Source organism: Faecalibacterium langellae, assembly GCF_002549775.1.
Taxonomy (GTDB): domain Bacteria; phylum Bacillota; class Clostridia; order Oscillospirales; family Ruminococcaceae; genus Faecalibacterium; species Faecalibacterium langellae.
Genome location: NZ_NMTR01000001.1, coordinates 52,007 through 72,422, shown reverse-complemented (window position 1 = coordinate 72,422; position 20,416 = coordinate 52,007). Strand labels below are relative to the sequence as shown.

General features: G+C 59.6%; 19 protein-coding genes. 6 read left to right on the top strand and 13 right to left on the bottom strand.

All coding sequences use genetic code 11. The annotated features are described in order from the left end of the window. Positions 1–3 precede the first annotated feature (3 nt). From CGS49_RS00365 to CGS49_RS00335, 7 genes are all read right to left on the bottom strand, one after another. Complete coding sequence (locus tag CGS49_RS00365) at positions 4–837, bottom strand: InlB B-repeat-containing protein (RefSeq protein WP_097800048.1); 834 nt, start codon at positions 835–837, stop codon at positions 4–6. Between the two features lie 221 nt (positions 838–1,058). Beyond that, positions 1,059–2,027 carry a hypothetical protein gene (locus tag CGS49_RS00360; RefSeq protein WP_143405786.1) on the bottom strand — a complete coding sequence of 323 codons (969 nt, stop codon included), beginning with the start codon at positions 2,025–2,027 and terminating at the stop codon, positions 1,059–1,061. Between the two features lie 283 nt (positions 2,028–2,310). Then, positions 2,311–4,236, bottom strand: coding sequence for a PTS fructose transporter subunit IIABC (locus CGS49_RS00355; protein ID WP_097800046.1), 1,926 nt, complete (start codon positions 4,234–4,236; stop codon positions 2,311–2,313). A 29-nt stretch (positions 4,237–4,265) separates the two neighbouring features. After that, positions 4,266–5,171, bottom strand: coding sequence for a 1-phosphofructokinase (pfkB, locus tag CGS49_RS00350; protein ID WP_097800045.1), 906 nt, complete (start codon positions 5,169–5,171; stop codon positions 4,266–4,268). Beyond that, the gene (locus CGS49_RS00345; RefSeq protein WP_097800044.1) at positions 5,168–5,923 is read right to left on the bottom strand and encodes a DeoR/GlpR family DNA-binding transcription regulator; all 756 of its coding nucleotides are present in this window, start codon (positions 5,921–5,923) and stop codon (positions 5,168–5,170) included. The genes pfkB and CGS49_RS00345 overlap by 4 nt, the downstream gene beginning before the upstream one ends. 246 nt (positions 5,924–6,169) lie before the next feature. Next, positions 6,170–7,618, bottom strand: coding sequence for a C69 family dipeptidase (locus CGS49_RS00340; protein WP_097800043.1), 1,449 nt, complete (start codon positions 7,616–7,618; stop codon positions 6,170–6,172). Between the two features lie 398 nt (positions 7,619–8,016). Next, positions 8,017–9,066 (bottom strand): ABC transporter substrate-binding protein, encoded by a 1,050-nt coding sequence (locus CGS49_RS00335; protein ID WP_097800042.1) that lies wholly within the window; start codon positions 9,064–9,066, stop codon positions 8,017–8,019. 224 nt (positions 9,067–9,290) lie between these two features. On the opposite strand from CGS49_RS00335, the gene CGS49_RS00330 reads away from it, so the two are divergent. The 3 genes from CGS49_RS00330 (at position 9,291) to CGS49_RS00320 (ending at position 11,707) form a co-directional block, all read left to right on the top strand. Further along, positions 9,291–9,971 carry a Crp/Fnr family transcriptional regulator gene (locus CGS49_RS00330; protein ID WP_097800084.1) on the top strand — a complete coding sequence of 227 codons (681 nt, stop codon included), beginning with the start codon at positions 9,291–9,293 and terminating at the stop codon, positions 9,969–9,971. Positions 9,972–10,145: 174 nt separating this feature from the next. Further along, complete coding sequence (locus tag CGS49_RS00325) at positions 10,146–11,126, top strand: glycosyltransferase family 2 protein (RefSeq protein WP_097800041.1); 981 nt, start codon at positions 10,146–10,148, stop codon at positions 11,124–11,126. Next, the gene (locus CGS49_RS00320) at positions 11,123–11,707 is read left to right on the top strand and encodes a flavin reductase family protein (RefSeq protein ID WP_097800040.1); all 585 of its coding nucleotides are present in this window, start codon (positions 11,123–11,125) and stop codon (positions 11,705–11,707) included. Before CGS49_RS00325 ends, CGS49_RS00320 begins: the two co-directional genes overlap by 4 nt. A gap of 349 nt (positions 11,708–12,056) precedes the next feature. Here the strand turns inward: CGS49_RS00320 and metA are convergent, their stop codons facing one another. The 5 genes from metA to CGS49_RS00295 form a co-directional block, all read right to left on the bottom strand. Beyond that, complete coding sequence (metA, locus tag CGS49_RS00315; protein ID WP_097800039.1) at positions 12,057–12,989, bottom strand: homoserine O-acetyltransferase MetA; 933 nt, start codon at positions 12,987–12,989, stop codon at positions 12,057–12,059. Between the two features lie 26 nt (positions 12,990–13,015). Further along, positions 13,016–14,290, bottom strand: a complete 1,275-nt coding sequence (locus tag CGS49_RS00310) for an O-acetylhomoserine aminocarboxypropyltransferase/cysteine synthase family protein (RefSeq protein WP_097800038.1) — start codon at positions 14,288–14,290, stop codon at positions 13,016–13,018. 114 nt (positions 14,291–14,404) lie between these two features. After that, entirely contained in the window at positions 14,405–15,061 is a 657-nt protein-coding gene (locus tag CGS49_RS00305) for a methionine ABC transporter permease (protein ID WP_097800037.1), read from the bottom strand. Continuing rightward, positions 15,058–16,071 (bottom strand): methionine ABC transporter ATP-binding protein, encoded by a 1,014-nt coding sequence (locus tag CGS49_RS00300; protein WP_097800036.1) that lies wholly within the window; start codon positions 16,069–16,071, stop codon positions 15,058–15,060. The genes CGS49_RS00305 and CGS49_RS00300 overlap by 4 nt, the downstream gene beginning before the upstream one ends. A gap of 21 nt (positions 16,072–16,092) precedes the next feature. Then, positions 16,093–17,004, bottom strand: a complete 912-nt coding sequence (locus tag CGS49_RS00295; RefSeq protein ID WP_097800035.1) for a MetQ/NlpA family ABC transporter substrate-binding protein — start codon at positions 17,002–17,004, stop codon at positions 16,093–16,095. A gap of 660 nt (positions 17,005–17,664) precedes the next feature. Here CGS49_RS00295 and CGS49_RS14075 point away from each other — a divergent pair. From CGS49_RS14075 to CGS49_RS00285, 3 genes are all read left to right on the top strand, one after another. Continuing rightward, the gene (locus tag CGS49_RS14075) at positions 17,665–17,802 is read left to right on the top strand and encodes a hypothetical protein (RefSeq protein ID WP_179858989.1); all 138 of its coding nucleotides are present in this window, start codon (positions 17,665–17,667) and stop codon (positions 17,800–17,802) included. A gap of 328 nt (positions 17,803–18,130) precedes the next feature. Further along, positions 18,131–18,922, top strand: coding sequence for a threonine/serine exporter family protein (locus CGS49_RS00290; RefSeq protein WP_097800034.1), 792 nt, complete (start codon positions 18,131–18,133; stop codon positions 18,920–18,922). After that, positions 18,919–19,377, top strand: a complete 459-nt coding sequence (locus CGS49_RS00285; protein WP_097800033.1) for a threonine/serine exporter family protein — start codon at positions 18,919–18,921, stop codon at positions 19,375–19,377. Before CGS49_RS00290 ends, CGS49_RS00285 begins: the two co-directional genes overlap by 4 nt. A 78-nt stretch (positions 19,378–19,455) precedes the next feature. Here the strand turns inward: CGS49_RS00285 and CGS49_RS00280 are convergent, their stop codons facing one another. Beyond that, entirely contained in the window at positions 19,456–20,271 is an 816-nt protein-coding gene (locus tag CGS49_RS00280) for a twin-arginine translocation signal domain-containing protein (RefSeq protein WP_143405785.1), read from the bottom strand. Positions 20,272–20,416: the final 145 nt, after the last annotated feature.

Sequence of the window (20,416 nt, the reverse complement as noted above, 5' to 3'; positions counted from 1 at the left end):
GGGTTATGCTTCGGTGTTCTGGTCAAAGAGGCCCTTCTGCTTTGCCTTTTCCCAGGTCAGGCAGACGCGCAGCTTGCTCACCGGGAAAGCCGGGTGGAATTTCTGCTCGTCCTCGCTGGTGTCGTCCTTCAGCAGTTCCTGCTCCACGGCCCAGCGGGCGGCCTTCTGGGCGTCGGTATCCTCGGCGCTGAGATCGCTGTAGAGAGCCGTGCTTTCCGGTTCGGGTTTTCCGGCGCGCTCCCACAGCAGCTTAGCCAGGGCAATGCGGTTCGTGGGCATGGCCACATCATCCATGGCAAGGATGCGGTACAGGCCGGTACCCACTTCGTAAGCGCCAACCGCCGCAATGCCGCCGATGACCACACCGGCCGCGATGTCTCCGCCGTAGTCGGTGTCACTCGTGCCGGGGTCGATGATGACGCCTTCTTTGTACTCGGCGGTCACGAAAATGTCGTAGTCCGGCACGGTCAGGATCGCAGTTTCCGGGTTTTCGGGGTCTTCGTAGTCGATCTTGACCTCCTTCGAAACGTCTTCCACGCCTTCGGCCGCAATTTTTTCTACTTTCCAATCAACGAACTGCTTGCCTTCAGGGATATTAGCAGTCAGGGTCACTTTGTCTCCCTGCGCAAACTGACTATAGGGGCGCTTCTCCTCGCCGTCAGCTGTCATTGTGGCGTTGATGGGGTTCACATAAAACTTGCCCTGCTCGCGTGTGTTAAAGTAGCGGTACTCCGTTCCGCCATCGTCTTTCTGGTAGTCAATGATATAATGCGGGTCTGCGCTGACCAGCTTCAGGTCTTTCTGGTAGTGTGTAGCAGTTTTTGTGGTGACCTGCAAGCCCTCTTCTATGTCGGTTGCATCTACCACCGCCTTGTGGGTAAAATCTTCCGTTATTTCAAGATCCACTGGAAGATCTGAGTCCTGATAATAATTATCCAGTAGAATATCGCTGAAGTCTCCCGATGAGCCGGCATTCTCAATTGTCACATCTTTCACTTTCAGCGCAGTTTCGGAGTCCACGAGCCTTTCAATTCCAGCGCCTCTGCCACTTGTTGCCTTTACCCTGATCGTTGCATTCTCAATTGTGATGGATCCACACTACTTACGCGGATTCCATCTACATTCTCTCCTTCTATCTCAAAGGTGCCGCCTGTGATATGCAATTCATTTGCTTCCGCTCCTTGCATATAGGACTCGTAATCCACTACGTTCCCCCACCGACAGCCTTGGAGGTTTTTGAAATATCCACCGGTAATCGTTGTATTCGATGGGCCATTCTGAATATCTATCACATTAATCCCATTTGGATTCATTAACTCAAACGTACCGCCGTGAATCTGCAGCTCTCCACTATACTGGTGAACAACTATATCTTCATAACCTATGAAATGGCCATCGTTGATGATCGTTGTTCCATAGTTTTCAAGTGCGTAGGCATCGGGATGATTATCATCCCGCTCTCGTCCAATAAATGTACCTCCTTCGATCTGCATTACTGCAGATTTATCAGCATTATTTACTACCGCACCGCCCATTCCTGTCTCAAAAGTACCGCTGTTGATGGTAAGGGTTCCCTTGCTATCATTCTCGCATCCGACTGCGGCTTCTACCTTCTTTCTATATGTGCCGCCGTTGATCTCAACCGTTGTATTATCATCCGTACTGGAAAGGCCGATGAGTGCAGCACCTAAACCGTAATAGAATACCGGTTCACTCATGTTTTCCACAATCGCGTCGTTTCCACCGTTGATCGTCACATGGCCTTTGACCACTTTGATCAACATATCCCGGATATTTGTGGTCACGTGACCGGTAATGTTGATGATCACGTCCTTGCCATCCTGAACATTTACCGTGATCGGTCCGGTATACTCGCCGCCCTCCATTGTATACGTACCGCCCTCGGTGATTTCTTTTCCTGCAAAAGGCAGGGTTTCCTCCGCCTGCGCACTTACGCCATTGCCATTCTCCGGTTCTGTGCCCGGCTCCGCCGCAAACGCGCCCACTGGCAGAACCGACAGCATCATGCACGCCGCAAGCGCTGCACTGAGAAGTCTCGTACTCTTTTTTCTCATTGTTCATCCCTCGCTCTCTTTGTTGTCCGGGTGCCTCCCCCGAAGGCGTGGCACCTCATCTTCATTATACCCCCCCCCCCTTATTTGGTTGCAATAGTTTCGGACTTTTTCGCCCCACCAAAGTTTCCCGCCATTTTTCGACACATTTGCACAAACAACGCAAAACCGCCCCGGAAAGCTCCGGGGCGGTTCTGCAGGCTTTATGGTATCTCCAAATGGGAGGAAATGGCGTTTTTTACTCGGCGTCGGTGCGGTTCTTCTTGAGCAGGCTCAGGATCACCGCGCCCAGCACGCTGCCCACGGCCAGCGCCACGCAGTACAGCACCGCGTGGTCCACCACCGGGAACACGAAGATGCCGCCATGGGGGGCGCGCAGGGCACAGCCGAAGGTCATGGACAGCGCACCGGCGACGGCCGCACCGGCCACACAGCTGGGCAGGATGCGCAGCGGGTCGGCGGCGGCGTAGGGGATGGCACCCTCGGTGACGAAGCACAGGCCCATGATGTAGTTCACGATGCCGTTGCGGCGCTCGTCGGGGGTCCACTTCTTGGGGCAGAAGGTGGTGGAAAGGGCGATGGCGATGGGAGGCACCATGCCGCCCACCATGACGGCGGCCATCACCTCATAGTTGCCGGAAGCAAGGGCGGCCGTGCCGAAGACGTAGGCTGCCTTGTTGAACGGGCCGCCCATATCAATGCTCATCATACCGGCCACGATGGCACCCAGCAGCACCTTGGAGGTGCCGCCCATGGCGTTCAGGCAATCGGTCATGGCAGTGTTGATCATACCCATGACCGGGTTGATGCCGCACATCACCGCGCCGATGACCAGCATGCCGCCCAGCGGGTAGATGAGCATGGGGCGGATGCCGTTCAGGCTGGCGGGGAGCTTTTCGGTGATTTTCTTGAGGAACTGGACGATATAGCCCGCCGCAAAACCGGCCAGCAGAGCCGCCAGGAAACCGCCGGAAATACCGGTGGTCTCGCCTGCCGCGATGCCCGCGAAGTTGGTGCCGTTCATGGCCAGCACACCGCCCACGAAACCAACGGCCAGACCCGGACGGTCCGCGATGGACATGGCGATGAAGGCGGAGAGGATGGGCAGCATGTAGCCGAAGGCTGCACCGCCCACCGTCTTGAAGAAGGCGGCGACGGGGGTGTTCATGCCGAAGTTGGAGGGGTCAATGGTGTAATCGTCCAGCAGGAAGGCCAGCGCGATCATGATGCCGCCGCCCACCACGAAGGGCAGCATGTGGGAGACGCCGTTCATCAAGTTCTTGTAGAGGGTGCGGCCCACGCTGTCCTTGCCGGAAGCATCGTCGGCCGCCTGCGCACCGCCCTCGGCGTGGTAGACGGGCACCTCGCCGTGGACGATCTTCTTGATGAGCTCCTCCGGCTTATGGATGCCGTCGTCCACGCGGGTGAACAGCACCGGCTTGCCGTCGAAGCGGGCGGTCTCCACCTTTTTCTCGGCCGCCACGATGATGCCGTCGCAGGCCGCAATTTCCTCTTTGGTGAGGATGTTCTTCGCGCCGTCGGAGCCGTTGGTCTCCACTTTGGTGGGCAGGCCCAGCTTGTCGCCCGCCTTGGTGAGGGCCTCGGCGGCCATGTAAGTGTGGGCGATGCCGTTCACGCAGGCGGTGACCGCCAGAATGCGGTAGCCGTTCTGGGGGATCTCCTGCTGGGTGAAGCTCTCGGTGCCGAACTGGGCGTCCTCCTGCGCGTCGATGCAGGCAAGGAACTCTGCCGGGGTCTTGGCGGCTTTCAGCTTTGCCACAAAGTCCTCGTTCATCAGCATCTGCATCATGCGGGCCAGCATGTCCACATGCAGGCTGCCGTTCTCCGGCGCGGCAATGGCGAACAGCAGGTCAGTGGTGCCGTCGTCCTCGGCGTTGTACTGCACCGGCTTTGCCAGCCGCAGGGCCGCCAGACTGGGCCGGGTGACCACATCGGTCTTGGCGTGGGGCACCGTGATGCCGTTGTCCACATAGGTGGAGCCTTCAGCTTCGCGGGCATAGAGGGCCTTTTTGTAGGCATCCTTGTCCGTGATGTTGCCGTGGGTGGCCTGCAGCTCCACCAGACGGCTCAGGATCTGCTCCTGCGTCTGCAGCGCCTCGTCCAGCGCAATGGACTGTGCGGTAAATAACTCGGTGATGCGCATAAACGTTCCTCCTTGTTCCTTTTATCCTATCAAAGCTGCGCCAGCAGCTCGTCGATCTTCTCCTTTGTGGCAAGCCCCAGGCTGAAGGCCGTGGCGCTGCCGCAGGCGGTGCCCAGGCGCAGGGCATAGGCGTAGCTCTGGGTCTTGCGCCACCCGGCCACGAAACCGGCCACCATGCTGTCGCCTGCGCCCACGCTGTTCACCACCTTGCCCTTCGGGCAGCCGATGCGGTGGGTCTCGCCGTGCTCGTCCAGCAGCAGAGCGCCGTCGCCGGCCATGCTCACCAGCACGTTGCGGGCCCCCTTTTGCTGCAGGGTGCGGGCGGCGGCGGTGATTTCCTCGTCCGTGGTGAGCACTTTGCCCACGATCTCGCCCAGCTCATGGTTGTTGGGCTTGATGAGGAAGGGGTGGTACTGCAGCACATTCACCAGCAGATCGCGGGTGGCGTCCACCACGGCCCGCACGCCGCGGCCCTGCAGCCGGGCCAGCAGCCGCTCGTAGGTGTCCTGCGGCAGGCTTTTCGGGATGCTGCCCGCCAGAATGAGGATGTCGTCCTCGCCCAGCTGGTCCAACCGGGCTTCCAGCTGCTGCATGGCGCTTTCCGGGATGGCGGGGCCCGCGCCGTTCAGCTCGGTCTCCTGCCCGGCCTTGATCTTGACGTTGATGCGGGTCATGCCCTGTTCCAGGTGCACGAAGTCGGTGCGCAGGCCCTGAGCGGCAAGGCCCCGCTCCAGCCAGGCACCGGTCTCACCGGCCACGAAGCCCAGGGCCACGCTCTCGCAGCCCAGCTGGGCCAGCACGCCGGACACGTTGATGCCCTTGCCGCCCAGCACGCAGTCCTCGCCGTTTGCGCGGTTCACCTCGCCCACTTCCAGCGGGGCATCCAGCCGCACCACATAATCAATGGCCGGGTTGAACGTTACGGTATAGATCATAGCTCTGTCTCCTTTACTAAAGTGTACTGTTTGTACTTGGGGTTCGGGCAGCGGTTTGTCAGGATGGCCCCGCTTTGCAGGTCCGCGATGACCGCCGGGTAGACGCGGGCGAATTTGGCGTCATCCACCAGAAACCAGGCTTCCCGCGCCCGGTGCACCGCCGCCGCTTTTACGGCCGCCTCCTCGGGGTCCGGAGTGGTAAAGCCCGCTTCCAGCGCCACACCGTTGGCCCCCATGAACGCCTTGGTGAACCGGTACTGCTGCAGGCTGGCCAGGGCGGGCGCGCCCACGATGGCTTCGGTCTGGGGCCGCAGCAGCCCGCCGGGCAGGTACACCCGGCAGCCCTTCCGGGCCAGCGCCCGGGCGTGGGCCACGCCGTTGGTCACATAACCAGCCTTGAGAGCGTCGCCCTCCAGCGCATGCACCAGCTCCAGCGTGGTGGACCCGGCGTCGATGAAGACGAAGTCGTCTGCCTGGATCAGCCCGGCCGCCGTCTGCGCGATGCTGCGCTTCTGGGCCACGGCCAGCGTCTCCTTGGCCGCCATGGTGGGCTCATCGGCCAGAAAACGGCTGTCCGGCAGGGTGGCACCGCCGTGCACCTTGTTCAGCTTGCCCAGCCGGTCCAGCTCGGTCAGATCGCGCCGGATGGTGGACTCGCTGGTGTTCAGCGCCTCGCACAGCTCCTGCACGGTGACGGTGCGCTGCCGTTCCAGCTGCTTCAGGATCAGACTGAAGCGTTCTTCTGCCAGCATCTGCATCTCTCCTTTTCGCCTCCACGCCCTGACCGGTTTTGCACAAGTCTGGCGTGTTTTGATTGTTTGCATCTTTATTATAGCAAGTTTTGCGTCAAAATCAATCAGTTTCGGTCATTTTCGTTCGCGTTCACTCACAAAAAAATGCGTCAAAATTTGTGCAGCACGCACAGAGAGTGGGATACAAGCAGAAAACCCGTTCAGAACAAGCTCTGAACGGGTTTTCATTTGACGGTTTTTGATCGTTTATGCATCCGAACGGGAGTAGGCGTTCTTCATCTGGCAGCTCAGCTCAAACAGAACTTTATCCAGCGTATCGGCAGCTTTCTCCTTCAGCATGGCGGCAATGGCGTCGTTGGCTTCCTCGCGCAGGGCGGCCCCCTTGGCGGCATCCGGCTCAGCGGTAAGCTTTGCGTCGTATTCGTTCACCAGCGCCCGGGCGGCAGAGACCACAGCCTCGGCGTAGCGCTCGATGTGGATGAGCGACTTATTATAGGAAGCATCGGTCATGGCGGCGATCATGCGGCTGACCCAGTAGAAGTTGTCGGTGGAGACGGTGCCGGTGGTGTTTGCAAGGTACTCCGGGGTGCGCTCCACGTTGGCGTAGAAAGGCACCATGGTGTTGAAGGCGTTGGACGCATAGGCGATCCACTCAATGGCACGGGAAGCTTCCGACACATCCGGGCGCATCTGCAGCAGAGCCATGAAATCGTTGCGGTTGATGCCGATGGAGCGGTAAGCGCCCTTCATGCCCTTGTCGCCGTAGGTCAGGTAGGGGTCATAGGGCGTGCCCTGATAATGGCCGGACAGCACATACTTGACTTCTTCCGGAGTGATCTTCTTTTCCGGCACCATGCACCAGGGCAGGTCGTCGGAGCGGGGGCCGTAGTCGGCGTCCGGGCCGTCCCACACCCAGGTAGTGGGGTTCAGGTGGCGCAGCATCCACCAGGCGCGGGGCGTGTTATAGACATGGTCGGCGTCGTCATGGCTGCCGAAGGCGTCCCGCGGGTTCAGGCTGCCGTCCATGGAGAGATTCAGGTGATACTTTTCCACGAACTCCGCCAGATCAGCCGAGCACATGTGCTCCTTCTGGGCACCAAGGGCATCTTCCAGATCAAAGCTGTCGATGCCCAGCTGGTTCGGCATGACCACATAGCTGTCGTCCGGCACACGGCGGGCGATCCAGTGGTGGCCGCCGATGGTCTCCAGCCACCAGATCTCGTCCACGTCCTGGAAGGCGATGCCGTTCATCTCGTAGGTACCATACGTTTCCAGCAGCTTGCCCAGCCGCCGCACGCCCTCGCGGGCTGTGTGGATGTAGGGCAGGGTCAGGTAGACGATATCTTCCTCACCGATGCCGCCGGGCACCAGCGGGTCCGCGCCCAGCACGCGGGGGTTGGAGGTGATGGTCTCGGTGGCGGTCATGCCCACATTGGCCGCGTTGACGCCGCCGGCCGCCCAGATGCCCTTGCCCTCCACCGCATTGGGCATGGCGGTGAAGCGCAGCGCACCTTCGGGCAGAGGCACCTCCACATGAGAAAGCACACTGCGGTAGGTTTTAGGCATCTCCGCAGGGTGCACCACGGTGAATTTTTTGGCGGTGAAGTGGCCCGCGCCGGAATCGTCGTTGCGGGCGATCATGGTGGAGCCATCGTAAGAAGCATTTTTGCCGACCAGAATTGTCGTACAAGCCATAATCTATGTCCTCCGTTTCGGTTTGTTTTGATTTACTATGGGTATTGTAGTCTTTTTTGAACGGAAAGGCAAGGGGTGGAAGGGGCGGCAGCAGTTTCCCGGGCAGGACGGCAGATAGTTTCTCCAGCGAATGACCTGGGGGTGGGGCCCCGGCGCGCAAGCGTTGGGGCGGGACTGGAGTTCTGCAACGGCAACGACCGCCGCCGGTGGCGGAAACAGGGAGTTGCTGTTGGGGCCGCGGCCAGCAAGACGCAAGCGATAGCGAAGCGGATGCTGGGTGCCGCAACCCGTCGCTGTTCGCGGAGAAAGCTATCTGATGGCCTGCCCTATTGCCACACGCAAAAAGGCCGCCATGCGTACCAATCGCACAGCGGCCGGAGAGATGGTTTATTCAGGGGTTACTCGGCAGTCCAGTAGAAGTCGTCGCCGGGCAGTGCGCCGCCCACAGCTGCGGGGTCGGCGTCATACAGCACCTGCAGGTAGGCGGAGGCGTTGGCCTTCAGCTCGTCGCCGGTCAGGCAGACGATGTTGCAGTTGGGCAGGGCCTTCTTGGCGATGGCAGCCTTGGCCACAACGCCCTGCTCCTCGCACAGCGCGGCAGTGCCGTCCAGATCGGTGTTGGCGGCGTCCACGCTCTTGGCGTAGTCAGCGAGGAAAGCGGCCACCACGTCGGGGTGGGCCTCGGCGTACTCCTTACGCACCACGGTCACACCGGTGATAAGCTGGGTGTCAGCCACCTTGTCCCACTCCTCGGTCAGGTTCAGGGCCACGCGCAGGGTGTCGTCCTGCAGACCGGCCGCGGTCACATAGGGCTGGGGCAGCACGGCAATGGCGTTGTCGGTGTTGGCCATCTGGGCGGTGACCTCGGTGGCCTCGCTGTAGTATTCAATGGTCACGTCCTTGTCCGGGTCGATGCCGTTGGCATTCAGCAGATAGCGTAGGACGTACTCCGGCGTGGTGCCCTTGCCGGTGGACAGGATGGTGCGGCCCTTCAGGTCAGCCATGGACTGGACGGTGTCGCCGCCTTTTTCCACCACATACAGCACGCCCAGCGTGTTGACGGCCACGGCCTGAATGCCGCCGTTCGTCTTCTGGTAGAGGGTCGCGGCCAGGTTTGCCGGGATGGCAGCCATGTCCAGCTCGCCCTTCATCAGCAGAGGCACGATCTCGTCGGCCGCGCCGTAGAGCTGCAGGTCATAGTCCATGGCGGCGGTGCCGTCTTCTTCCATACTCAGCAGGTTGACAAGGCCCATGGTGGTGGGGCCCTTCAGCCCGGCAATGCGCAGGGCATCAGTGGTGGACAGTTCTTTTGCTTCTTCACTGGAAGCAGCTTCGGATGCTGCCTCGGAGACAGCCTCGCTGGAAGCAGCTTCGGATGCTGCACCGCCGCAGGCAGCCAGGCTCAGTGCCATGGTCAGCGCCAGCAGCAGGGATACGATCTTTTTCATGTGTGGATACCTTCCTCTTTCCGCGCAAGACCGCGCCCTTTCCCCCGCCGGGGCCGCATCGTTTGCGGAATGGGTCGGTCTTTTTCAAAATTTTACAAAGCAAATTTGCAAAATCATTTGCTTTGCGCGTCTAAGTTTACTATAATAGGGGTAAAAATACCGTTGCGTGTGCAACAGAATTGCAGGAGGGCTGTGGGAGCCTGTCTCTTTCCCACGGATTTGTGATGAAAAACTATCTTCCGCTGTTACAATCCACCTCTTTGTTCACCGGCATCCCCACCGACCAGCTGCAGGTGCTGCTGGCCCAGCTGGGTGCTGTGGTGCGCAGTTACGGCAAGGGCGAGGCCCTCGTGCTGGCCGGGGAACCCAACCGCCGGGTGGGCGTGGTGCTCACCGGCATGCTGGAAGCCTACCGCCCGGCCCCGGGCGGGGCGCGCATCCCCATCACCCACATGGAGCCGGGCGGCGTGTTCGGCGACGTGCTGGGCGGGTCCAGCCTTGCCAGCCCGGTGACGGTGCTGGCCGCCGCACCCTGCGAAGTGCTGCTCATCCCCTACGAGCGGCTGCTGCTTTCGGACGGCAGCCCGGCGCACCAGCGCGCACTGCAGAACCTGGTGCGCACCATCAGCGACAAGTATTTTTCGCTTTCCCGCCGCATCGACCTGCTGGTGCTGAAAAGCCTGCGGGCCAAGGTGTGCGCTTACCTGCTCAGCGAAGCCGAGCGGGCGGGCAGCCTGACCTTCAGCATCCCGTTCTCCCGCATCCAGCTGGCGGATTACCTGAACTGCGACCGCAGCGCCCTCAGCCGTGAGCTGAGCCAGATGCAGCGGGACGGCCTGCTGGACACTTACAAGAGCAGCTTCAAGCTTCTGGAACCGGAGACTTTGAAGCAAATGGTGCAGTGAGCCGGACCATTTAAAATGGCCGCCGCGTGCGCTTTGGCCATTCTCATCGGAAATTTTATTTTTATATTTGAGTTTTAGAAAAATCTGCGGATTTTTCTAAAACTCTTTTTCACGGGAAGGGCCATAACTTCAACGGCATCCTTTTTGCTGTTTATTATAAGGAGCTTTTTTATCATGTCAAAACCTATCCTCTGGATCGTGATCCCCTGCTACAACGAGGAGCAGGTGCTGCCCATCACGGCACCCATGTTTCTGGAAAAGATCAACAGCCTGGCCGCACAGGGCCTTGTGAGCGAGAAAAGCCGGGTGCTGTTCGTAAACGACGGCTCCCGCGACAAGACCTGGGAGCTCATTCAGGGCTTTGCCGCGCAGGATGAGCACTTCATCGGCATCTCGCAGAGCCGCAACCGCGGCCACCAGAACGCCGTACTGGCGGGCCTGATGGAAGCGCTGCACAGCGGCACCTGTGATATCACCATCTCCATCGACTGCGACGGCCAGGACGACATCAACGCCATGGATGAGATGGTGAAAAAGTACCTAGCCGGTGCCGAGGTGGTGTACGGCGTGCGCAGCCGCCGGGATACCGACACCTTCTTCAAGCGGTTCACCGCCGAGGGTTTCTATCACGTGATGAACGCTCTGGGCGCGGACATCGTGTTCAACCACGCCGACTACCGGCTCATCAGCACCCGGGTGCTGGAGAGCTTTGCGGACTACAAAGAGGTGAACATCTTCCTGCGCGGCATGGTGCCGCTGGTGGGCTTTAAGAGCGAAGTTGTCACCTACGAGCGCCACGAGCGTCTGGCCGGTGAGAGCCACTACCCCCTGAGCAAGATGCTGGCACTGGCCTTTGACGGCATCACCAGCCTTTCCAACAAGCCCATCCGCATCATCACGGGCGCGGGCATCGTGGTGAGCCTGATCAGCTTCATCGGCGTGATCTGGGCCATCATTGATGCCATCCTAGGCAGTGTGGTGGCAGGCTGGGCCTCCACCATCTGCATCGTCTGCTTTGTGGGTGGCGTACAGCTGGTGTGCCTGGGCGTCATCGGTGAGTATATCGGCAAAATTTATATGGAAACGAAAGCCCGCCCGCGCTACATCATCTCCGAGCGCACCTGGGCCCCCTATGAAAGGAAGTATCACGGATGAGCAAACAGAGCTGGCGGGGCAGCACCCTGCTGAACCCGGAACCGCCGGTGCTGGTCTCCTGCGGCGGGCTGGATAAGCCCAACCTCATCACCATCGGCTGGACGGGCACCATCTGCACCCAGCCCAGCATGGTGAGCATCAGCGTGCGGCCGGAGCGCTACAGCCACCACCTTATCCAGGAGAGCGGGCAGTTTGCCATCAACCTGCCCACCGAAGCGCTGGTGCACTCCATCGACTGGTGCGGCGTGAAAAGCGGCCGCGACGTGGATAAGTTCGCCGCCTGCGGCCTGCATGCCGCCCCCGGCAGCGTGCTGACCGACTGCCCGGTGCTGGAAGAAAGCCCGGTGAACCTCGAGTGCAAAGTGACTCAGGTGATCCCGCTGGGCAGCCATGATCTGTTCCTGGCCGAAGTTGTGGCCTGCGATGTGGACGAAAGCCTGCTGGATGAGACCGGCAAGCTCTGCCTTGATAAAGCCAAGCTCATCGTCTACAGCCACGGCGAGTATCTGGCCCTGGGCAAAAAGCTGGGCACCTTTGGCTACAGTGTGCGGAAGAAAAAGCCGGTAAGGCGTAAAAAATAATTTACATTTCATCGCTTGACTTTTGCTTAAAACTGCATATACTAAAGATAGGCAATGAGATGAAGGCCTGTTCCGTGGTTACCACGAAAAAACCAAAAGCCCCCCGGTAGTGTCAGTACCGGGGGGCTTCTTGGGTTAGTGCTTGCTGCCCTTGAAGAACAGGCTGTCAAGCCACTTGCACAGATAGTAGGCAACTACCTCTGCTCCGACAGTCTGTATAAATGAGACGAAGACTTCCATTGGTTACCACCTCCTTTCCGCGGTTAGGGGAATGGAGAAGGGCCGCAGGAACAGTATAGCATAAAAACCGGTATCGCGCAATTTTGACGCAATACCGGTTTTTGTGCATTTATTCGTGCTTCACGCGCTGGATTTCGCCCAGATCGTAGGGGGTGTTCTGGTAGACGTAGTAGTTCAGCCAGTTCTCATACAGCAGGTGGGCGTGGGCACGCCAGCGGAACAGCGGCGGCTTCGCGGGGTCGTCGTCCGGGTAGTAGTTCACCGGCACATGGATGGGCAGGCCCTTGTCCACGTCGCGGCGGTACTCGGAATCCAACGTGTACTTGTCGTACTCCGGGTGGCCGGTGACGAAAATTTGCCGTCCGTTCTCGGTGCTCATGAGGAAGGGGCCGGCCACGTCACTCTCGGCAAGGATGCGCAGTGCCTTACAGTTGTCCACATCCTCGCGGCTGATGCCGGTATGGCGGCTGTGGGGCGCATAGAACACCTCGTCGAAGCCGCGCACCAGCGGGTTTGCCGGGCGGGTGACCCGGTGCTCGAACACGCCGAACATCTTCTCCGGCAGCAGCTGTTTGTGCACGCCGTAGTGGTAGTACAGGCCCGCCTGCGCGCCCCAGCACACATGGAGGGTGGAGTAGACATTCGTCTCGCTGAAATCCATGATCTCGCACAGCTCGTCCCAGTAGTCCACCTGCTCGAAGTCCATGGTCTCGATGGGTGCCCCCGTGATGATCATGCCGTCGTAGCGGTTATTCTTCACCTCGTCGAAGGTCTTATAGAAGGACTCGAGGTGTGCCGCCGAGACATGGGTGGCTGCGTGGCTGGCCGTCTGCATCAGGGTCATGTGCACCTGAATGGGGGTATTGGCCAGCAGGCGGGCGATCTGGGTCTCGGTGGTGATCTTGGTGGGCATCAGGTTGAGGATGAGAATTTCCAGCGGGCGGATGTGCTGGGCAAGGGCGCGCTCACGGTGCATGACGAAGACATTTTCGTTGTAGAGGGCATCGTAAGCGGGCAGGGTCTTGGGGATGATCAGCGGCATAGTGTCGTACTCCTTTGGGGAAGTTTTTAGATCTTATCCAGCGCCTGCGCGATATCGGCGATGAGGTCTTCGCTGCTTTCCAGGCCGCAGCTCATGCGCACCAGCTCTGCGGGCACACCGGCGGCTTTCAGCTGCTCGTCGTTCATCTGGCGGTGGGTGCTGGATGCGGGGTTCAGGCAGCAGGTGCGGGCATCGGCCACATGGGTCTCGATGGCAGCCAGCTTCAGCTCCTTCATGAAAGTGCTGGCAGCTTCGCGGCCGCCGGCCAGACCAAAGCTCACCACGCCGCAGCTGCCGTTCGGCAGGTACTTTTCGGCCAGTGCGTGGTAGGGGCTGTTTTCCAGACCGCAGTAGTTGACGTAAGCCACCTTGGGGTGTGCTTCCAGGAACTTTGCCACGGCCATGCCGTTTTCGCAGTGGCGCTGCATCCGGACATGCAGGCTTTCGAGGCCGAGGTTCAGCATGTAAGCGTTCATGGGGGACTGCATGGAGCCGAAGTCGCGCATGAGCTGGGCAGTAGCCTTGGTGATGAAAGCTCCCTCTTTGCCGAAGCGCTCGGCGTAGGTGATGCCGTGGTAGCTGTCGTCCGGGGTGCACAGGCCGGGGAACTTTTCAGCGTGGGCCATCCAGTCGAACTTGCCACTGTCCACGATGGCTCCGCCCAGCACAGCGCCGTGGCCGTCCATGTACTTGGTGGTGGAGTGGGTGACGATGTCCGCGCCCCACTCAAAGGGGCGGCAGTTGACCGGCGTGGGGAAGGTGTTGTCCACGATGAGCGGCACGCCGTGGGCGTGGGCGGCCGTGGCAAACTTTTCAATGTCCAGCACGGTGAGGGCCGGGTTTGCGATGGTCTCGCCGAACACGACCTTGGTGTTGGGCCGGAAGGCGGCGTTCAGTTCTTCCTCGGTGCACAGCGGGTCCACGAAGGTGGCGTCAATGCCCATCTTCTTCATGGTGACGGAGATGAGGTTGAAGGTGCCGCCGTAGATGGTGCTGGATGCCACGATGTGGTCGCCTGCTTCGCAGAGGTTGAACAGCGCGAAGAAGTTTGCGGCCTGACCGCTGGAGGTGAGCATGGCGGCAGTGCCGCCTTCCAGCTCGCAAATCTTTTTCGCCACCAGGTCGCAGGTGGGGTTCTGCAGGCGGGAATAGAAGTAGCCGTCGGCTTCCAGGTCGAACAGCTTGCCCATATCCTCGCTGGTGGCATACTTGAAGGTGGTGGACTGCACGATGGGGATCTGGCGGGGTTCGCCGTTGCCGGGGGTGTAACCGCCCTGCACGCAGATGGTATCACGATTCATACTACATACTCCTTTGCTGGGTTTGTCCATATAGCACAATTCCCCGCAGGAGTGCAGATGCCTCCGGCGGGGAATTGAAACGTTAAATTTTGCTTCCCGACCGGGGGCTAGGGGTTACTTCCGCAGTCTCTTATCACTCTTGTTGGCCCACCAGGTGCCCACGCTCTGGAACACCTGCACCATGAGCACCAGCAGCACCACGCAGACGATCATGATATCGGTCTGGTAGCGGTAGTAGCCGTAGGACAACGCAATTTTGCCCAGGCCGCCGCCGCCAATGACGCCGGACATGGCCGAGTAGCCCAGAATGGTGGTCAGGGCGGTGGTCATGCTGGAGATCAGGCCGGGCAGGCACTCGGGGATCATCACCTTGGTGATGATCTGGAAGGGGGTAGCGCCCATGCTCTGGGCAGCTTCCACCACGCCCTCGTCCAGCTCGCGCAGGCTGGTCTCCACCAGACGTGCCACGAAGGGGAAGGCCGCCACCACCAGCGGAACGATGGTGGCCTTGGTGCCCACCGTGGTGCCCACGATGGCACGGGTGAGCGGGAAGACGCAGATCATCAGGATCAGGAAGGGCACGCTGCGCAGAATGTTGATGACGATGTTCAGGATGTGCATCAGCCAGGAAGGCAGCGGCAGAACGCCGTCCTTGTCACCGGCCACCAGCAGCACACCCAGCGGCAGGCCCAGCACCAGCGCAAAGGCGGTGGAGAGCGCCGTCACATAGAAGGTCTCCCAGATGGCAAAGCCGTAATCTGCAATGCTCATTCGCCGGTCACCTCCTCCACCGTCACACCGGGCTGGCCGCGCATGTAGGCGGCCGCCTGCTTTGCCTGCTCCACATCGGCAGGCAGCTTGAGCAGCATGGAGCCGTAGCACTGGCCGTTCAGATCACGGGTGTCGGCACTGAGCACCGACACCAGAATGCCTTTTTCAGCCGCAAGGCTTGCCACCAGCGGCTTTGCAGTGGACGAACCGTTGAAGGTGACGCGCACCACATGGTCGTCCGGGGCAAAGCTGGAAAGATCGCGGGCAGCGCTGCCGCCGTTGGGGGCCACCAGACGCTTTGCCGCCGCCGTCTTGGGGTTCGAGAAAATTTCTGCGACCGCGCCCTGTTCCACGACCACACCGCCGTCCAGAATGGCAACCTGATCGCAGATCTCCTCCACGACGCTCATCTGGTGGGTGATGACCACCACCGTGATACCCAGCTTCTTGTTGATGTCCTTGATCAGGGTCAGGATGGCATGGGTGGTGTTGGGGTCCAGCGCACTGGTGGCCTCGTCGCACAGCAGGACCTTCGGGTCCGTTGCCAGCGCGCGGGCGATGGCGATGCGCTGCTTCTGGCCGCCGGAAAGCTGGGCCGGGTAGGCGTTGGCCTTATCGGGCAGGCCCACCACGTCCAGCAGCTCCTTGGCGCGCTTTTCGGCATCCGCCTTCTTCACACCGGCCAGTTCCATGGGGAAGCAGATGTTCTTCAGGCAGCTGCGCTGCATGAGCAGGTTGAACTGCTGGAAGATCATGGTGATGTCGCGGCGGCGCTCACGCAGCTGGGCTGCGCTGAGGGTCTCCATGGCGGTGCCATCGATGACGACGCTGCCCTCGGTTGGGCGCTCCAACAGGTTGATGCAGCGCACCAGCGTGGATTTGCCTGCACCGGACATGCCGATGATGCCGTAGATGGAACCATCCGGGATGGTGAGGTTGATGTCGTGCAGCGCGTTCACCGCGCCGTCCTTCATCTGGAAGGTCTTGGAAAGGTGTTTGATCTCAATCACAGAAATTGCTCCTTTTTAGGCTTAGCCCTCGATCGGTGCCAGGCTGTCCTGCTTGCCGCCGTAGATGCCCATGGGCTCCACGTGGATGCCGGCAACGGTCACCAGGTGGGTGCCGTGCTCTGCATTGAAGTCGTCCAGATACGGCTGATGCTGGAAGTAGTTGGTGTCGATCTGGCCGTCCTCAACCACGTTGTTGGGCTGGATGTAGTCGTCGAACTCCTGGATGTCCAGGGTGATGCCCTTGGCAGCCAGAATGTCCTTGCAGATCTCCAGCACCTCGCAGTGGGGAGCCGGGGTAGCAGCGCAGCTGACGGTCTCGCCGTTCAGTGCGTCGTAATCAATGGAGGAGTCGTAGCCGTCGGTGGGGTTCTCGACAACGGAGACCACAGCACCCTTGTAGTTTTCCTCCATGAAGTCCTTCACCTGCTGGCTCTGCAGAGCGGCCACCAGAGCCTTGATCTTGGGCTCCTCCTCGTTGCCTTCCTTGCAGACCAGAACGTTGACGTAAGCAGAGGTGCCGTCCTCCATGGCCAGAGCATCGTTGATGGGGTCCAGGCCGGCGGAGATGGCGTAGTTGGAGTTGATGACGGCGTAGTCCTCGTCCTGCAGGACGTTGGGCACCTGAGCAGCCTCGACCTCATCGACGGTGACGTTCAGGGGGTTTTCCTCGATGTCCTTTGCGGTGGCGGTCAGGCCGGCGTCAGCCTTCAGCTTGAAGAAGCCGTTCTTCTCCAGCAGGGTCAGGGCGCGGGCCTCGTTGGTGGTGTCGTTGGGCACAGCCACCTTGATCTTATCCAGCTTGGCTGCGGTGGAAGCAGCTGCAGAAGAAGCAGTGCCGGAAGATGCGGTGGAAGAAGATCCGCCGCATGCGGTCAGGGCAGCGGCTGCAGCAGCCACACCGGTAACTTTCAGAAAATCGCGACGAGTAATCATAGTTTTGTTCCCTCTCTATTTTGCTTATTACAAATGTACAGCGGCCCGCACGGCACAGTTCCGTGCAAGGGCCTTGGAACGGATGCATGAAAAAAGCTCCCGTCCCTGCCTTTGAGCCAACGCTCAGACAAGGACGGGAGCAGAACATACTTCCGTGGTACCACCTTGGTTTACCGCACCCTCACGGGCACAGCCTCGATGCTGCGGCAGCTTTGCTGCTTACAGCCGGACGCTGTAACGGGGCGCATCCCGTTGCGAACTTAGCGCTCATGCACCTCGCCCGCACAGCTCCGAGGCCATTTTCAGCTTCCTGTTTCCTGCCCTTTTCCACCGCCCGGGCTCTCTGGTAAGGATCAATGCGAAAGCTTACTCTCCTCATCACAGCCATTTTTGTGATATTGCATTTATAATAATCCAATCGACGGGATTTGTCAACACCTAAAACGAAGTTTTTTAGTAGGGAATTGCGGTTTTTCTTGTCTTACGTCAAGCTTTGTGTTACACTGGTGATAAGGCGCTGATTGCATATCGGTGGTCATGCTTTCCATCCCGCATCGCTGATTCTTCTATTATTACATAGAACGAAGCAGAGGTTCCGGGAGGAAACTTTTTTTGGAAGTACCCTGCCCGGAGCCTTGAAGGCGAAGGGAGGGATGTCGGATGACTCTTTTGGAGACTCTCGCACTGCTCACGTTCGTTCTCACTCTGTTGAGCCTGATCGTGGATGTGATCCGTCTGACCGTTGAGGTCATGGCAAAGTTTTCCCAGAAGAAAGACGATGATAACAAAAAAGATTGACCGCCCCAGTTACCAGCCGAGCGGTCAATCTTTTGACTAGCAGGATGGAAAGCTGGCCCAATGCAGTCAGCGCCCCTTCTGCTTGTAGTATAGTGATTTTTTCCGCTTTTGTCAAGCAGGATCATTTTCCTCTTGTGCGCCAGCCGCGGACATGATAGAATAAACGTATCCGACCAGTGGGCCGGGAGTTTCTCCGAGGACCGTCCGCTGGGGTGGGACCCTGTTGCCCGAAGGGCAATAGGGCGGGCGATGGAATGGCCCGTTTCGTGTCCGAGGAGAAATTACCGACACGCTGGTGAAATCAACTTTATTGTAAGGAGGTGCGGCAATGAACGGCAGAGAAATCTACCCCGACGAGGAACTGCGCCGCCGCATCATGGATTTCATCATGGCGGCGGGGCAGACGCTGCTGGAAAACGGTGCCGAGGTGTTCCGGGTGGAGCAGACCATGGAGATCATGGCACGCAGTTTCCATTTGCGGGAGTTCCACATTTATGTGCTGACCAACGGCATTTTTGCCAGCGCAGGCACCGCCGAGATCAGCGAGGTGCGCAATGTGCCCACCCGCACCACCCATCTGGGCCGGGTGGCGGCGGTGAACGCCCTCTCCCGCGAGATCGCCGAGGGCAATATGACGCTGGACGAAGCCGAGAGCCGCCTGGTGCTGGCCCGGCGCATCCCTTTCCCCAAGGACTGGGTGCAGCTGGTGAGCGGCCTGTGCGGCGCGTTCTGCTTTGCGCTCATCTTCGGCGGCACGCTGCGCAGCGCGCTGGCGGCGGCGGCGGCGGGCCTGGCCGCCAGCTGGTATCTGCTGCTGTGCGAGCGGCACGAGCTGCCGGGCGGCTTCCGCAAGATCAGCTGCGCAGCCCTCATCACACTGGTGTGCATCCTGGGCTGCAATCTGCTGGGCACGCCCGCCAGCCACGCCATCATCGGCGCGCTGATGATCCTGACGCCGGGCATCGCCTTCACCATGGGCATCCGGGACTTCGTGCACGGCGACTATCTTTCCGGCACCATCCGCATGATCGACGCGCTGCTCATTGCAGCCAGCATCGCCATCGGCACCGGCCTTGTGCTGAGCCTTTATACATTCTTTACGGGGGTGGTGGTCGCATGATGCTTACCAGTACACAGATCGGGGAGCTGGCCGCCCAGTTCTTCATTGCCGGGGCGGGCACCCTGAGCTTTGCCATCCTGTTCGGCTGCCCGCGCAAGAGCCTGCCCTTCTGCGGGCTGGTGGGGGCCGTGGGCTGGTTCGTCTACGAGCTGGCCGTCCTGCTGGGCATGGACGCCGCCGCCGCTTCCCTGCTGGCGGTCATCCCGCTCACCCTGCTCACCCGGGTGTTTGCCATCGTGCTCAAAATGCCGGTGACGGTGTTTTTGCTCTCCGGCATCTTCCCGCTGGTGCCCGGCGCGGGCATCTACTACTGCGCCTACTATTTCATCCAGGGCAACAACGCGCTGGCCCTCTCCCACGGCATCAGTACCTTTAAGGTTGCGGTGGCGCTGGCCGTGGGCATCTCGCTGGTGCTGAGCGTGCCCATCCCGAAAAGGCACCAGAATAAGATGTAAGTTCTTTTTCTGCGCAAAAGCGGCTGCCCCATGTGAGGGACAGCCGCTTTATTAGGTATTCTTGAAATTTTCCGCTTCTTAGTAGAAGTTCTTCGTATCGCTCAGGTAAACTTTGACAATCGGATTGCTCCAATCAACAGCAAAGATATTTGTTTCCTCAAAGTTTTTACTGCCAGCATTGGGCGTCGTTCCAATGCGCTGCATTACATATCTGTAGCCCATCGTGCACGCACTGTTCAGGTTCTTCATCTCGCTAGTGGAAATCGTATTCTGCCCCTTCCAAAGCGGAACCTTTTCATCATAGCTTCCATTGTCAACAGGACTATCCTTTTCAGGATTCTCAGACCAGAAGCTGGAATACTTGGTATACTTCACTTCGACCTCGCCCATGACCTTCTTCACCGGAACAATCACGGTGTTGTTGCTCAGCTGAACATCACCGGTGGTCTCGTAGAACAGCTTGGCCAGCGCCTTCAGCTCATCCTGGTCCAGATCATTAACCGTGATGGTGGGGTTCACAGCGGATGCCGTGACTTCACCGGACAGCACTGTGGTGCCGTCCAGCTGATAATAGACCTGATAGGTCACCTCTTTTGCAACCAGGTTCACGTTCGCATAGCGCTTGCCGTTCTCACGAATGACCTTGGCCTTTGCGTCCGCGATCTCATATGCTGCTTTGTACTCAGCGGGCAGTTCAATGGTCGCTGTGTCCATTTCGTCTGCGCCGGTCTGGACCTTGCCCTTGCCGGTCAGCTCCAGCTTTGCGCCATTCGCATAAAAATAGACATCCACATCCAGCATCGGGCCGCAGCCGGACAGTGCGCCCGCAGCAGCCACAGCCAGCGCTGCAGCACCGGCACACTTCATAAAGTTGCGACGAGAAATTTTAGACATCGTTTTTCCTCCTGATCGTTTTGCACTTTCTTCCCATAGCAAAGCAAACCAGCCCGGAATATTCCCGCCAGTTTGTCTCGGCAAACCGTAAGATATCACGTCTTGCGCTGCTTGTCAAGTTTTTCACATGAAGTTAATTCATCGC

What these genes read in the sequence shown, in the direction of transcription:
- CGS49_RS00360 (WP_143405786.1), bottom strand. Translation starts at nt 2,027, where the DNA reads ATGATGCTGTCGGTTCTGCCAGTGGGCGCGTTTGCGGCGGAGCCGGGC.
- CGS49_RS00355 (WP_097800046.1), bottom strand. Translation starts at nt 4,236, where the DNA reads ATGCGCATCACCGAGTTATTTACCGCACAGTCCATTGCGCTGGACGAG.
- pfkB (WP_097800045.1), bottom strand. Translation starts at nt 5,171, where the DNA reads ATGATCTATACCGTAACGTTCAACCCGGCCATTGATTATGTGGTGCGG.
- CGS49_RS00345 (WP_097800044.1), bottom strand. Translation starts at nt 5,923, where the DNA reads ATGCTGGCAGAAGAACGCTTCAGTCTGATCCTGAAGCAGCTGGAACGG.
- CGS49_RS00340 (WP_097800043.1), bottom strand. Translation starts at nt 7,618, where the DNA reads ATGGCTTGTACGACAATTCTGGTCGGCAAAAATGCTTCTTACGATGGC.
- CGS49_RS00335 (WP_097800042.1), bottom strand. Translation starts at nt 9,066, where the DNA reads ATGAAAAAGATCGTATCCCTGCTGCTGGCGCTGACCATGGCACTGAGC.
- CGS49_RS00330 (WP_097800084.1), top strand. Translation starts at nt 9,291, where the DNA reads ATGAAAAACTATCTTCCGCTGTTACAATCCACCTCTTTGTTCACCGGC.
- CGS49_RS00325 (WP_097800041.1), top strand. Translation starts at nt 10,146, where the DNA reads ATGTCAAAACCTATCCTCTGGATCGTGATCCCCTGCTACAACGAGGAG.
- CGS49_RS00320 (WP_097800040.1), top strand. Translation starts at nt 11,123, where the DNA reads ATGAGCAAACAGAGCTGGCGGGGCAGCACCCTGCTGAACCCGGAACCG.
- metA (WP_097800039.1), bottom strand. Translation starts at nt 12,989, where the DNA reads ATGCCGCTGATCATCCCCAAGACCCTGCCCGCTTACGATGCCCTCTAC.
- CGS49_RS00310 (WP_097800038.1), bottom strand. Translation starts at nt 14,290, where the DNA reads ATGAATCGTGATACCATCTGCGTGCAGGGCGGTTACACCCCCGGCAAC.
- CGS49_RS00305 (WP_097800037.1), bottom strand. Translation starts at nt 15,061, where the DNA reads ATGAGCATTGCAGATTACGGCTTTGCCATCTGGGAGACCTTCTATGTG.
- CGS49_RS00295 (WP_097800035.1), bottom strand. Translation starts at nt 17,004, where the DNA reads ATGATTACTCGTCGCGATTTTCTGAAAGTTACCGGTGTGGCTGCTGCA.
- CGS49_RS14075 (WP_179858989.1), top strand. Translation starts at nt 17,665, where the DNA reads ATGACTCTTTTGGAGACTCTCGCACTGCTCACGTTCGTTCTCACTCTG.
- CGS49_RS00290 (WP_097800034.1), top strand. Translation starts at nt 18,131, where the DNA reads ATGAACGGCAGAGAAATCTACCCCGACGAGGAACTGCGCCGCCGCATC.
- CGS49_RS00285 (WP_097800033.1), top strand. Translation starts at nt 18,919, where the DNA reads ATGATGCTTACCAGTACACAGATCGGGGAGCTGGCCGCCCAGTTCTTC.
- CGS49_RS00280 (WP_143405785.1), bottom strand. Translation starts at nt 20,271, where the DNA reads ATGTCTAAAATTTCTCGTCGCAACTTTATGAAGTGTGCCGGTGCTGCA.